The organism is Euzebyella marina (assembly GCF_014855515.1).
Lineage (GTDB): Bacteria > Bacteroidota > Bacteroidia > Flavobacteriales > Flavobacteriaceae > Euzebyella > Euzebyella marina.
The window spans coordinates 46,241-59,571 of record NZ_JACYFK010000002.1; the positions used below are offsets into that span (position 1 = coordinate 46,241).

Sequence of the window (13,331 nt, forward strand, 5' to 3'; positions counted from 1 at the left end):
CGTTTTTCACACTCTTTTCAAACATAATTCTCAATCATGCGAAACCATAACAGAATAACCTTCAAAAGACTTTATCAATACTTTATTTTGGCCTTGACAGGTAAAGATTTTGATTTCACAAGCGGGAGCATTCGTAAAGCCATATTCATGCTCTCGATCCCTATGATTCTTGAAATGATGATGGAATCAATTTTTGCCATTGTAGACATTGCCTACGTTAGTAGGGTAAGTGTTAATGCGGTGGCCACTATTGGTTTAACAGAATCGGTTATCACATTGGTTTATGCCATAGCTATCGGCTTAAGTATGGCGGCGACCGCTATTGTAGCTAGAAGAATCGGTGAAAAAAATATTCTTGGGGCCAAAGAATCTGCTGTACAGGCAATTCTACTTGGGGTTCTCGTGTCACTGATCGTGTCGGTAGTGGGCATTTTTTATTCAAAGGATATCTTGGCTCTAATGGGTGCCGAACCAGACCTCATTGACGAAGGCTATGAGTATACTCAATTGCTTTTAGGGGGTAATGTGACTATTCTACTGCTTTTTTTAATCAATGCCATATTCAGGGGAGCGGGCGATGCGTCGATTGCCATGTGGGCGCTGGTTCTTTCCAACGGGCTCAACATTTTTTTGGACCCCATATTTATATTCGGATGGGGGCCAATTCCAGAATTTGGTGTGGCAGGGGCAGCTATTGCTACCAATATCGGTAGAGGTACGGCCGTATTGTTTCAATTGGCGGTTCTTTTCTTCGGATGGAGCAAAATCAAGATAGGACTGAGCGATTTGGTACTTCGACTAAAGGTAATGCTCAATTTGGTAAAGGTATCTTTAGGCGGAATCGCACAATTTCTTATTGGTACGTCGAGTTGGGTATTTCTTATGAGAATAATGTCCGAATTCGGTAGCGAGGTTCTTGCCGGGTACACCATTGCCATTAGGGTCATGCTGTTTACCCTTATGCCTTCTTGGGGAATGAGCAATGCAGCGGCAACTTTGGTAGGTCAAAATCTGGGTGCTGAAAAACCAAATAGGGCCGAACTTTCCGTTTGGAAAACAGGTAAATATAACGCCATTTTTATGGCGGTGGTTTCTGTGATCTATCTTCTGTTTGCATATACTATCGTTGGTTGGTTCAACCCTAATAGCACAGTTGTGGAGAATGGTGGTCTATGTCTACAAATAATAGCTGCCGGATATGTTTTCTACGCTTACGGTATGGTAGTTACCCAAGCATTCAATGGCTCGGGAGATACTCGAACGCCTACAAAAATCAATTTTATAGCATTCTGGCTTTTTCAGTTGCCTTTAGCCTATGTTTCGTCTATAACTTTGGATTACGGAGCTGTTGGAGTCTTTGTGGCCATTACTTCGGCAGAAGTACTATTGGCCATAATGGCCATTGTTTGGTTTAGAAAAGGAGATTGGAAAAAGGTCAGTGTTTAATATGTGAAAGGTCTTGGTGGGTTCAGCATCCAACAGAAAGATTACAAAAGAAGTATCTTTGCGTGCGCTTTGTTGACGCTTGGTCATTTCTTTTAGAATATACCCGTAAGTATTAAGGGCAGACATACGACAAAGTGCAAAGCATACGGTATACCAACACCAAATAGAATACAATTCATGAAATTAGATATATTGGCCTTTGGGGCTCACCCAGATGATGTAGAACTAGGCGCAGGGGCCACGATTGCCAAAGAAGTGGCAAATGGCAATAAAGTGGGGATTATTGATTTGACCCGTGGCGAATTAGGTACACGTGGTTCAGCTGAAATAAGAAGTCAAGAAGCAAAAAAATCAGCTGATATTTTAGGAGTAGAAATTAGGGAAAACTTGGGTTTTGCTGACGGTTTTTTCACCAATGACAAGCAGCACCAGGTTGAAATTATCAAAAAAATCAGAAAATATAGACCTGAGATCGTTATCTGTAATGCCATTGACGATAGGCATATCGATCACGGTCGAGGAAGCAAATTGGTAAGTGATTCTTGCTTTTTGAGCGGATTGATTAAAATAGAAACACAACTAGAGGGGGAGAAAGAGGTTCAAGAACCATGGAGGCCAAAAGTCGTTTACCATTACATTCAATGGAAAAACCTGGAGCCGGATTTTGTGGTAGATGTCTCCGGTTTTATCGACAAAAAAATGGATTCTATCATGGCCTATTCTTCGCAGTTTCATGACCCGAATAGCAAAGAACCGGAAACGCCCATAAGTAGTAAAAATTTTATGGACAGTGTGAAATACAGGGCTCGTGACCTAGGTCGTTTGATTAATTCAGAATATGGTGAAGGTTTTACGGCAGAAAGATATGTGGCGGTCAAACAGCTAAATGATTTGGTTTAGGCCGTTTTCTTATAGTTTTTCTTTGATTTAGGAACTGTGAAGTGAAAAGTACTTCCCTTTCTCTTAAGGCTGTTGACCCAAATTTTACCGTGATTCTTTTCAATCATCTCTTTACATAAAGAAAGACCTAGACCAGTACCTTTTTCATTATTGGTGCCATAAGTGGTGACATTGGCATTCTTATGAAAAAGTTTATTGATGGTATCTTGGTCCATTCCCACACCTGTATCACGAATAGAAATTTGCCAATGGTCGTCTCTCTCCAGAGATGAAATGGTAACCATTCCATTTTCTGGGGTAAACTTTAGGGCATTGCTGATCAAGTTTCGAATTACGATATCTATCTGGTTTTCGTCTGACCAGGCCGTAGTATTCTGGTTCAAATGACTGATCAGTCTAATAGATTTGTTTTCCGCTATTTCTGCCAAAAGATGAATATTCTCGTTAACAATGGTCTCTAATGCCACCACCGATGGTTTGGTTATCGTACCATTCATTTGGGTCTGCCCCCATGAGAGTAGATTGTTCAAGGTAAACGCTATATGGTCGATATCGTGCCTGAATTTCGGAATGAACTCCATAAACTCACTTTGGCCTATTTCCCCTTCTTTAAAGAGTTTCAATAAACTTTGAAAGGCACCTATAGGCCCACGAAGGTCGTGCCCAATAATAGAAAAGAGTCGGTCTTTTGTCTTGTTGATTTCTCTTAGCTCCAATTCTCTCTTTTCAAGATCATCGGTTTTTCCTTGAAGTTTTTTATTGAGGTTTTTTTGAATTTTTTCACTTCTCCTCATTAAAAAGGTAACCGCGATGAATATCAATAAAATGGCCAATGCGGCATTGATATAATTTCTTTGCGCCGCAAGTTGCTTTTGGTTTTCTTCAATTAGTTCAAGCTTTTGTCTTTCATGCTCCATCTTGGTCTTGAGCATATTGAGACTTGTTTTGTTTTCTTGCCTTGATAACGAATCTGAAAGACTTTGATAGATTTCATGATAGGTGAGGGCGGCCGCGAAATCTTCTTTGTGCTTGTTCAATTTGTAAAGGGTGGCTGCGCATTTTTGCTGCCCTTCCATAAATTTTATTTTCTTGGAAATCTCCAAGGCGTCCAAAGCGTATTTTTCCGAAAGTTCATCGTTTTGGAGGTTGAGGTGTGCCTCGGCCATACCATTGTAAAGGTCTATTTTTCCTCTTTCGTCTTCAATCTTGCCGTGAAGCATTTCACTTTGGTTGTACCAATACAGGGCCCATTTATATTTTTTTTGCTTCAAATAGACTTTTCCTTTGATTTCATAGGCATACGCCAACCAGTCCATGATACCATGTTCTTCAAAGATGGTGATGCTACTATTAATATTGAACATGGCATAATCAAGTTTCCCCATATCTGCATAGAGCGAGCCCATGTTGCTCATACTTTCGGCAGAAATGACATCATCGCCTAGTTCATTATTTATTTTCTTTACGTTTTTGTAAAAGTCTAGCGCTTGTTCGTAGTCGTTCTGTGTAGCATAAAGGTTGGCAACGTTCTCGTTCATAATGGAGAGCATCAGCTTATCATTATATTGCTTCGCCATATCGATACCCTCTAAATAATGGGTAAGCGAATTGGTGTAATCTCCTTTATACATGTACTCTCCGGCCAAATTGTTTTTAGACATGAGAGAAATTTCCTGAATTCGGGCCTTATTACTTATTTTAAACGACTCTTGGTAGTATGATATCGCTTTTTTATGGTTTCCCTTATCCGAATAATAATCACCAAGACCTAAGAGAGCTTTACTTTCACCAAATTTAAAATTGATGACCCTACTAAGTTTAAGTGCTTGTTTCGACAGGTGTAATAGACTATCAGAATTATAAAACCGCTGTTCTTTACCCAAGCCATTAAGAAGGTTGATATATATTGAGTCTTTTACGGTAAAATTGTTTTGTGACTTGAGCCTTTTTATTTCGTTTTGAATACTGTCTTTGGTATTCTTTTGGGCCTGTATGTCAAAAGTGAAAAGTAGAACCACCAAAAGTAGTGCCCATCGTATATTCGATGGTCTTAAGAATTTTTTAAAATGCGCTTCTTGGCGATACATAGCTTGGCCCAATAATAAATCTAAGGTAGGCTAACCCTTATGGGGTATTAAATATTTGTTGTGAAACGCCAATAATTGTGTGTTTGGTCGGTTTAGAAGTGTATTTCATCGATTAAATACGATTCTTCTTACTTCTAAATATCTAATTGTCAGAGCTCACAATTTCGACGTCTTTTATCAATTGAATTTTATAAAATATGCTGATTTTTATTTTGAAAGATTGTTTAAAAAAAAGTACCTTTGCCACCGCTTGCAAAATGAGGTAAGCTTTTTGAAAGCAAATGGTGGTTGTAGCTCAGCTGGTTAGAGCGCTTGATTGTGGTTCAAGAGGTCGCCGGTTCGAACCCGGTCTTCCACCCAATAAAAAAGTCCCGATTATATCGGGACTTTTTCTTTTCTGCAATGTTTCTTACCTATTTAGCGGCCTTATCTACAACGACCCGTTGATCTCTATTCGCAACTTCCCAAGCGGTATGAAATATTAGCCGTGTTCTGTTCTGCAATAAATCATAATTAATCTTATCGGGGGTGTCACCTGGTCGATGATAGTCATCATGCGTTCCGTTAAAATAGAAAATGATGGGAATGTTGTTTTTTGCAAAATTGTAATGATCACTTCTATAATAAAAACGGTTGGGGTCGTTCTCGTCATTAAAGGTGTAATCGAGCTCGATATGTGTGTATTTATTGTTGACTTCTTCCGACAATTCATGAAGGTCGGTACTGAGCTTATCCGAACCTATTAAATAAATATAGTTTCGGTCGCCGTTTCTTTTCGGGTCGATACGCCCGATCATATCGATATTAAGGTTGGCCACCGTTTGCTCTAAAGGAAAAATAGGTTCAACATCGGTGTAATACCGAGAACCTAATAGTCCTTTTTCTTCACCGGTTACGTGTAGAAATACGATAGAACGTTTTGGTCCTTGGCCTTCATCGGCCGCTTTTTTAAATGCTTCTGCTATTTCAAGCAATGCCACGGTACCTGAGCCATCATCGTCGGCCCCATTATTGATTTCACCATCCGAAGAAACACCAATATGGTCTAAGTGAGAAGAGATAACTACGTATTCATCGGGTTTTTCCGTTCCTCTCAATATGGCCGCTACATTTTCAGACTCCACTTTGTTATTCTGGCTTTGAATGTCTAATTGAAGTTTGGTGGTAATAATTTTTGGCTTGTTTTCCGAATCTATTTTTGGTAAGATAGCCTTCGCCAGGTTTTCATTAATCCAAAAAGTAAAGAACTCTGAAGAAGCATCACTTGAGAGCTCCATTCTACCGCTGTCATTGCCTTTCATCCATTCAAACCTACTTTTAAATCTAGGAAAATTCATTGAATCATAGTAGAGCATGCCCTTGGCGCCTTTGCTGGTGGCCAATTCCATTCTTTTTCCCATTGATTCTGACATGTTGCTCCATACCGATTTTTGGCTGTTACCAGAAATGATATAGTTCCCGTCTTTACCAATTGGTTCACCTGCCTTTAGCAATACTATTTTTCCTTCGACATCTAAATCTTTATAATCGGAATATTCGTCGGTCTCGATTCCAAAACCGGCATAAACGATATTTTTGAACTCGCCCTGAGCTTTTGAGAAGGTTAAAAAATCGGTGCCTAAGGGAAAATTCTTTCCGTTAACGGTCAAAGAACCTTTAGGAAGTTGACTGACCTCTAATGGTACATTTTGAAAGTAATCGCCATTTGCTTTTGCAGCTTTTATTCCGAGTTTCTCGTATTCCTTCTTTAGGTATTCCACCGCCTTCTTTTGTCCAGGCTCCCCGGTTTCACGACCCTCAAATTCATCCGAAGCATAGGTGTATAGATGCTCTTTCAACTCTTCTTCGGTTATACTTTCCGCATAACTTTCAGGGTCTTTTACAACGGTCGCTTCGGCCGATTGCTCGGAGCTGACGACCGTTTTTTGCGCAGAATTACAGGCCATGATGAGGCCGAAAAAAGCCAATATCAATTTTTTCATGATTTTGTATTATATAAATTAAGGGCAACCAAGCATCATAGTTATTTGATTGACAATCGCTAAAGCGAATGGTCAAAAAGTTTGCTTTTTGTAGAGCTGCTAAAATTCATCAAAAATAAAGAAAACAAACTGAACTTCTATTTTAACGGTTGCCAAATAAAAAATGGCTTCTTTGTTAATTTTTGGTAACTTCATCGGCATTCAAAACATTCAATACAACCACAAGCGCCATGAAAATTTCGAACCTTGTAGCAATAACCTTAATTCTTGGCTTGAGCGCCTTTAGCTGTAAACAAAACAAAAAAGAAAAAGAAATGGAGAGCCCCGATCAAACGGAAGAAAGTAAACTGTCAGACGAACTTAACGTTAGTAATTTTGAAACTGTCATCGAAGGTGATTCGGTTCGCCTCTACACTATGAAGAATAAGAACGGAATGGAAGTTACCATTACTAATTATGGACAGCGATTGATTTCATTACATGCCCCAGATAAAAATGGCGATTTTGAAGATGTGGTGCTGGGCTTTCCGCATTTAGATAACTATAGGGCCAAAAAGAATTATTACGGCGCTACTATTGGTCGTTATGGAAACCGTATAGCCAAAGGTAAGTTTAGTATTGACGGAACTGTTTATGATTTGGCAATCAATAATAACGAGAACCATTTGCACGGCGGTATCAAAGGTTTTGAAAGTGTGGTGTGGAATGTTGACGAGTCAAGCGACAGTCATATTGTTTTTAGTCGCACTTCTCCTGATATGGAAGAAGGTTATCCAGGAAATTTAAATGTGAAAGTGCGTTACGACCTAACCGACCAAAACGAGTTGAAAATAAATTATGAGGCCACGACCGACAAAGCGACGTACATTAACTTGACACATCACTCCTTTTTCAATTTGAAGGGAGAAGGTAATGGCGATGTCACCGACCACGTTCTTTGGTTAAATGCCGATAGCTTTACACCTGTTAATAGTGGACTGATTCCGACAGGGGATATTGAAAGCGTAAAAGGCACCCCCTTTGATTTTACGACTGCCAAACCTATAGGTCAAGATTTAGAAGTAGAAAGTGAACAACTCAAGTTTGCCAATGGTTACGATCACAATTTCGTATTGAACAAAGAACCTAAGAATGAAGATGGGTTGGTACTAGCTGCCAAGGTGGTCGAACCTGAAAGCGGCAGAACTATGGAAGTCTATACCGATGAACCGGGCGTTCAGTTTTATGGTGGAAATTTTTTAACCGGGGCTGATATCGGTAAAGGTGGTAAACCCTATGTTTTTAGGGGTTCTTTTTGTTTGGAGACCCAGCATTTTCCAGATTCGCCGAACCAGCCTAATTTTCAGAGTACCCGCTTAGACCCAGGCAGGACTTATGTTTCTAATTGCGTGTATAAGTTCGGTTTGCAGGAAAACTGATTTGGGCAATTTGGGTGTATAATTGATATTGGGTTGATTTAAATCAACCCTTTTGTCGTTTGAATAGGGTAATATAGTATTGGTTTTGGATAATTTGAATTTAGTAGAATCCCTGCTCGGCAACGTATTTTTGTAGAATCATTGTAAAATTAGAGTTATGACATTCGAATGGGAAGGGGTAATGCCCGCAGTAACAACCAAATTCACCGCACAAGATACATTGGATATACCGATGTTTGAGAAGAATATCGCGGCTCAAATAGAGGCCGGAGTAAGCGGTATTGTTTTAGGAGGCTCTCTTGGGGAGGCCAGCACGCTAAGTCGTGAAGAGAAAAAGATTTTGATCAAAGAAACCCTTTCGATTGCCGACAATAACGTTCCTGTAATAATGACCATTGCAGAACAATCTACCAAAGAAGCCATTGAGGTGGCGGCTGAGGCAGAAAAAATGGGTGCCAATGGTTTGATGGTATTGCCCCCAATGCGCTACAAGTCTACCGACCTAGAGACAGTAACTTATTTTAAGGACATAGCGAAAAGTACCGATTTACCGATTATGATATATAACAATCCGGTAGATTATAAAATAGAGGTGACCGTTGATATGTTCGAAGAATTAATGGAGATGGATAACGTTAGGGCAGTAAAAGAATCTACTCGCGATATCATTAACATCGGTAGGCTTAGAAATAGGTTTGGTAATTCTTTAAAAATTCTTACCGGAGTTGACCCGTTGGCTTTAGAAAGTTTATTGATGGGCGCCGATGGTTGGGTGGCCGGTTTGGTTTGCGCCTTTCCAGCAGAAACAGTGGCTATTTATAAACTGGCTAAAGCAGGTTTTCCCAAAGAGGCTACTGAGATTTACAGGTGGTTTCTGCCATTGTTAGAGCTTGATATTAGTCCGCAGTTGGTACAGAATATTAAATTGGCCGAAGTGGCTACGGGTCTTGGCACCGAGTTCGTAAGAAAGCCTAGACTGCCATTACAAGGTGCGGAAAGGGATAGGGTGATAAATGTCATTCAAGAATCTTTAAAGTCGAGACCAGAGTTACCCGATTATAAAAACCTTACTATAGTGTCCGGCGAAATATCTGCTTAATAGGTCGAATTTAGTAAGACTGCTTTATTTTGAGTTGAGGCGGACATTTAAAGCAATATTAACGTTGCTTTATCTTGACATCCTTCATCAAATGTGCTAGTTTTCAGTTTCAATCTATGAACCTCAAAATTTGAATGATGATTACCGGAAAGAACTATATAGGAAATGATTTAACGGCTACTGGAGATAGTACTTATGCTACCTTTAATCCGAAAGAAAACACACAAACGGATTGGAAGCTTTTCGAAGCCACCGAAGATGAGATAAACAAAGCAGCGCAAAAAGCTAAGGATGCTTTTGCTGGTTACAAAGATTTAAGTGGCGCTAAAAAGGCGGAGTTCTTGATTGCCATCGCCGAAGAAATAGAAGCTTTAGGTGATGAATTGATAGAGACCTATATGATAGAATCTGGTCTTCCTGAAGGTCGTGCACGTGGAGAACGTGGTCGTACCATGAGCCAGCTAAAGTCTTTTGCAACGCTATTACAAGAAGGGTCGTGGGTAGAGGCAACCATTGATACGGCACAGCCTGATAGAGAACCGCTACCCAAAGTTGATATTCGAAAAATGTTGGTGCCTATAGGGCCTATTGCAGTTTTTGGGTCAAGCAATTTCCCTTTTGCCTTTTCAACGGCAGGTGGCGATACGGCCAGTGCGCTGGCAGCTGGTTGCCCTGTAATCGTTAAAAGTCATCCGATGCATGCGGCAACAGGTGAATTGGTTTCTTCGGCCGTAATAAAGGCTGCCAAAAGAACGGGTATGCCAGATGGTGTGTTCTCTAACTTGAACAGTAGCGGAATTGAAGTTGGTAAAAAGTTGGTCTTGCATCCCTCCATTAAAGGGGTTGGCTTTACAGGTAGTATAAAAGGCGGAATGGCCTTATACCGATTGGCCAACGAAAGGGAAGAACCCATTCCTGTTTTTGCTGAAATGGGTAGTATAAATCCGGTAGTGGTTTTCCCTTCTGCTTTAGAGGATAAAGAAGCAAATTGGGCGCAAAAATACGCAGGTTCGATAACCCTGGGTGCTGGTCAGTTCTGTACTAACCCAGGTTTAATATTGGGTATAGAGGGTGAAACTATGAATAGTTTTATCAAAAAACTGGGAGAAGAAATCAGCCAACTCGACCCAACCTGCATGCTTCACCCAAACATTCACAAAAACTTTGAGTCTGGTAAGCAAGAGTTGTCCAACCAAGGTGGGGTAGATGTAGTTGCGGAGTATACCGCAGATGCCTCCCCTAACTTTGCCAAGCAAAAGGTCTTAAGTATTGCAGGTGCCGAATTTTTAAAAAATCCCAAATTACATGAAGAGGTTTTTGGTCCTTTCTCCATTGTAGTTAGGTGCACCGATGCCAACGAACTTAATGCAGTTATTGGACGCCTTGAGGGTCAGTTGACCGGAACATTGTTAGGTGATGAAAGTGAGATGAGTACTTATACAGATACTATCGATGCATTGCAATCGAAAGTGGGTAGAATCATTTTTAATGGCGTACCAACTGGTGTAGAGGTGTGTCCATCAATGCAGCATGGTGGTCCTTTTCCTGCCAGTAGCGACAGTCGCTTTACTTCGGTAGGTACTTCTGCCATCAAGAGATGGGTAAGACCGGTATCCTTTCAAAATTGGCCACATGATTTATTGCCCGACGCCTTAAAAAACAACAATCCGTTAAACCTTATGCGACTTTTGAACGGTGAACATACCAATACAAAAGTTTCGTAGTTGTCAAAGCTTTAAATAGCCTATGGCCAAATCGATTTTTACCTGTATTGATGCCCATACATGCGGTAACCCTGTAAGAGTAATTGCAAAAGGTGGTCCCGAGCTCATTGGTAAGAATATGAGCGAAAAGAGACAGCACTTTTTAAAAGAATATGATTGGATCCGAAAGGGGTTAATGTTCGAGCCTAGAGGGCATGACATGATGAGTGGCAGCATATTCTATCCCCCAAGTAATCCTGATAATGATTTTGCCATTCTTTTTGTAGAAACAAGTGGATGTTTGCCTATGTGTGGACATGGCACCATCGGTTCTATAACGATCGGTATAGAAGAGGGGCTGATAAAACCAAAAACTCCAGGCAGGGTTTTGATGGAAGCCCCCGCAGGATTGGTAGAAATAGAATACCGGCAGAAAGAAAATAAGGTAGAATGGGTGAAGTTGAAAAATGTTAAGTCTTTTTTGGCGGCTTCTGAACTCACTATAGACAGTAGTTTTTTAGGCAGTTTGGTATTTGATGTCTCTTATGGCGGCAATTTTTACGCTATCGTCGACCCCCAACCGAATTTTAAAGGCATACAGGAATTTTCAGCAGGTGAGCTTATTCGATTTAGTCAGGAGATCAGGGAGAAAATAAATCAAAAATATCCTGGTAAGTTCGTTCACCCAGAAGATGAAACTATCAATGGCGTAAGCCATGTGTTGTGGACAGGTACTACCATATCGCCGCAAGCAACGGCCCGAAATGCTGTTTTTTATGGTGATAAAGCTATTGACCGCTCACCATGCGGTACAGGCACATCAGCAAGAATGGCTCAATGGTTCGCAAAGGGTAAACTTAAAATTGGTGATGAATTTATTCATGAAAGTTATATAGGATCCCAATTCATTGGTAGGGTAGAGCAGGTCGCTAGCGTCGGTAATTTAAAGGCCATTCAACCGAGTATTCAGGGTTGGGCAAAAATCTATGGCCATAATGAGATAAGTATTGATGATGATGACCCTTATGCGTTTGGTTTTCAGGTAATTTAATTAGTTCAATGGGTTTAGGAAAGCAAGTGGTGATTATTGGAGGTGGTATTGTTGGGTTGAGTTCAGCATATTACCTTCAGAAAGAAGGGTATGAGGTAACGGTTATCGATAAAACCAATATGACCAGTGGCGCGTCTTACGTGAATGCAGGGTTTTTAACTCCTAGCCATATTATTCCTTTGGCTTCTCCAGGCATGATTGCGAAAGGGTTGAAAATGATGTTCAATTCTTCGAGTCCTTTTTATATGAAACCCAGATGGGATACCGATTTTTTCAAATGGGCCTGGTATTTTCATAAATCCTCTACAGATTCAAAGGTTGAAAAGGCTATTCCCGTAATCAAGGATATCAATTTATTGAGCCGAGATTTGTTCGAAGATATCAAGGCATCGGGTGACTTGGGCGATTTTCAGTTGGAAAGAAACGGTTTGTTGATGCTTTACCAAACACAGTCAGCATTTTTACATGAGAAAGAGGTAGCTGAGAGAGCTTCCGATTTAGGATTAGAAGTAGCCTACTTGGATAAAGCACAACTAAAACAAAAGGAGCCCCATGTTTCTATTGCTGCAGAAGGCGCTATACACTATGAATGTGACGGACATACAACACCTACTCAAATAATGCCTTTATTGATTGCTTATTTGAAAAAGATAGGCGTAAACATCAATGAGAATGAGATAGTACAAGATCTAAAAGTCAAGTCTGGGCGTATTGAAGAAGTTGTAACTGACAAGTCTAGTTATAGACCGGAACATGTTGTAATGGCGGCCGGTTCTTGGAGCGGCCTACTTTCGAAAAAATTGGGCATTGATCTTCCTTTACAAGGAGGAAAAGGGTATAGAATCAATGTAAAACGGGAAACTGGAATTCAATTGCCGGCTATTCTTATGGAAGCAAAAATGGCGGTAACTCCGATGGTCGGATTCACTCGTTTTGCGGGTACTATGGAGTTTTCGGGCAATAATAGAATTGTGAGAAAAGAGCGTGTGAATGCCATTGCTGCAGGGGCTCAACGATTTTATCCTAATCTTAGTATTACTGATGAGGAGTTAGATGATGCCCAAACAGGATTACGACCCGTATCACCAGACGGATTGCCCTATATCGGCAAACCTTCAAAAATCGATAATCTCGTTTTTGCCACAGGCCATGCTATGATGGGCTGGAGCCTTGGCCCCGCAACAGGCAAATTGGTTTCTGAAATTATTGGAAATAAAAAGACGTCGATGAATATAGAGGCCTTCTCACCTAACCGTAAGTTCTAATGAGGTTGGATTAAATCCCACAGATTGCCATATAAATCGCTAAAGACAACAACGGTTCCATAGGGTTCTTCTCTGGGTTCTTCCTTAAATATAACTCCGTTATCTTTCATTATTTGATAATCGGTCCAGAAATCATGGGTATTCAAAAACAGAAAAACCCTACCACCGGCCTGATTACCAATGGTACTTTCTTGCATAGGATTATCGGCTTTCGCCAATAGAAGTCGCATTCGTTTGTTGCTTTTTGGCGCCACAAGAACCCATCTTTTTTTATCGGTCAATTGAGTATCTTCCAAAACCGAGAAACCCAATTTTTTGGTGAAGAATTCAATGGCTTCATCATAATCTTTAACGAGATAGCTTACCTGAAAAATTTCCAT

Annotated in this window: 10 protein-coding genes and 1 tRNA gene; 8 read left to right on the forward strand and 3 right to left on the reverse strand. The window is 40.4% G+C overall.

Annotation, left to right across the window (positions count from 1 at the left end):
- The first annotated feature begins 36 nt into the window (after positions 1–36).
- Positions 37–1,446, forward strand: coding sequence for an MATE family efflux transporter (locus IL356_RS08940; RefSeq protein WP_121849331.1), 1,410 nt, complete (start codon positions 37–39; stop codon positions 1,444–1,446).
- A gap of 177 nt (positions 1,447–1,623) precedes the next feature.
- Complete coding sequence (bshB1, locus tag IL356_RS08945; protein WP_121849330.1) at positions 1,624–2,346, forward strand: bacillithiol biosynthesis deacetylase BshB1; 723 nt, start codon at positions 1,624–1,626, stop codon at positions 2,344–2,346.
- Here bshB1 and IL356_RS08950 read toward each other — a convergent pair.
- Positions 2,343–4,433, reverse strand: a complete 2,091-nt coding sequence (locus IL356_RS08950) for a tetratricopeptide repeat-containing sensor histidine kinase (RefSeq protein WP_121849329.1) — start codon at positions 4,431–4,433, stop codon at positions 2,343–2,345. The two genes, bshB1 and IL356_RS08950, sit on opposite strands and share 4 nt — an antisense overlap.
- A 283-nt stretch (positions 4,434–4,716) precedes the next feature.
- Here IL356_RS08950 and IL356_RS08955 point away from each other — a divergent pair.
- A tRNA-His gene (locus IL356_RS08955) sits at positions 4,717–4,792 on the forward strand.
- Between the two features lie 54 nt (positions 4,793–4,846).
- Here the strand turns inward: IL356_RS08955 and IL356_RS08960 are convergent.
- On the reverse strand, positions 4,847–6,415 hold the full coding sequence (locus IL356_RS08960; protein WP_121849328.1) for a M28 family peptidase: 1,569 nt from the start codon (positions 6,413–6,415) through the stop codon (positions 4,847–4,849).
- Positions 6,416–6,645: 230 nt separating this feature from the next.
- Here IL356_RS08960 and IL356_RS08965 point away from each other — a divergent pair, with 230 nt between their 5' ends.
- The 5 genes from IL356_RS08965 (at position 6,646) to IL356_RS08985 (ending at position 12,951) form a co-directional block, all read left to right on the forward strand.
- Entirely contained in the window at positions 6,646–7,833 is a 1,188-nt protein-coding gene (locus tag IL356_RS08965; RefSeq protein WP_121849327.1) for an aldose epimerase family protein, read from the forward strand.
- Positions 7,834–7,990: 157 nt separating this feature from the next.
- On the forward strand, positions 7,991–8,932 hold the full coding sequence (locus IL356_RS08970) for a dihydrodipicolinate synthase family protein (protein ID WP_121849326.1): 942 nt from the start codon (positions 7,991–7,993) through the stop codon (positions 8,930–8,932).
- 137 nt (positions 8,933–9,069) lie between these two features.
- On the forward strand, positions 9,070–10,656 hold the full coding sequence (locus IL356_RS08975) for an aldehyde dehydrogenase (NADP(+)) (protein WP_121849325.1): 1,587 nt from the start codon (positions 9,070–9,072) through the stop codon (positions 10,654–10,656).
- A 22-nt stretch (positions 10,657–10,678) separates the two neighbouring features.
- On the forward strand, positions 10,679–11,686 hold the full coding sequence (locus IL356_RS08980; protein ID WP_121849324.1) for a 4-hydroxyproline epimerase: 1,008 nt from the start codon (positions 10,679–10,681) through the stop codon (positions 11,684–11,686).
- An 8-nt stretch (positions 11,687–11,694) separates the two neighbouring features.
- A complete protein-coding gene (locus tag IL356_RS08985) occupies positions 11,695–12,951 on the forward strand; it encodes an NAD(P)/FAD-dependent oxidoreductase (protein ID WP_121849323.1) in 1,257 nt (418 codons plus the stop codon).
- Here IL356_RS08985 and IL356_RS08990 read toward each other — a convergent pair.
- Positions 12,948–13,331, reverse strand: coding sequence for a VOC family protein (locus IL356_RS08990; RefSeq protein WP_121849322.1), 384 nt, complete (start codon positions 13,329–13,331; stop codon positions 12,948–12,950). The genes IL356_RS08985 and IL356_RS08990 overlap by 4 nt on opposite strands.

Excerpts from the sequence above, each read along its gene's own strand:
- IL356_RS08980 (WP_121849324.1), top strand. The coding sequence starts at position 10,679 with ATGGCCAAATCGATTTTTACCTGTATTGATGCCCATACATGCGGTAAC.
- IL356_RS08940 (WP_121849331.1), top strand. The coding sequence starts at position 37 with ATGCGAAACCATAACAGAATAACCTTCAAAAGACTTTATCAATACTTT.
- IL356_RS08965 (WP_121849327.1), top strand. The coding sequence starts at position 6,646 with ATGAAAATTTCGAACCTTGTAGCAATAACCTTAATTCTTGGCTTGAGC.
- IL356_RS08985 (WP_121849323.1), top strand. The coding sequence starts at position 11,695 with ATGGGTTTAGGAAAGCAAGTGGTGATTATTGGAGGTGGTATTGTTGGG.
- IL356_RS08950 (WP_121849329.1), bottom strand. The coding sequence starts at position 4,433 with ATGTATCGCCAAGAAGCGCATTTTAAAAAATTCTTAAGACCATCGAAT.
- IL356_RS08990 (WP_121849322.1), bottom strand. The coding sequence starts at position 13,331 with ATGGAAATTTTTCAGGTAAGCTATCTCGTTAAAGATTATGATGAAGCC.
- IL356_RS08970 (WP_121849326.1), top strand. The coding sequence starts at position 7,991 with ATGACATTCGAATGGGAAGGGGTAATGCCCGCAGTAACAACCAAATTC.
- bshB1 (WP_121849330.1), top strand. The coding sequence starts at position 1,624 with ATGAAATTAGATATATTGGCCTTTGGGGCTCACCCAGATGATGTAGAA.
- IL356_RS08975 (WP_121849325.1), top strand. The coding sequence starts at position 9,070 with ATGATTACCGGAAAGAACTATATAGGAAATGATTTAACGGCTACTGGA.
- IL356_RS08960 (WP_121849328.1), bottom strand. The coding sequence starts at position 6,415 with ATGAAAAAATTGATATTGGCTTTTTTCGGCCTCATCATGGCCTGTAAT.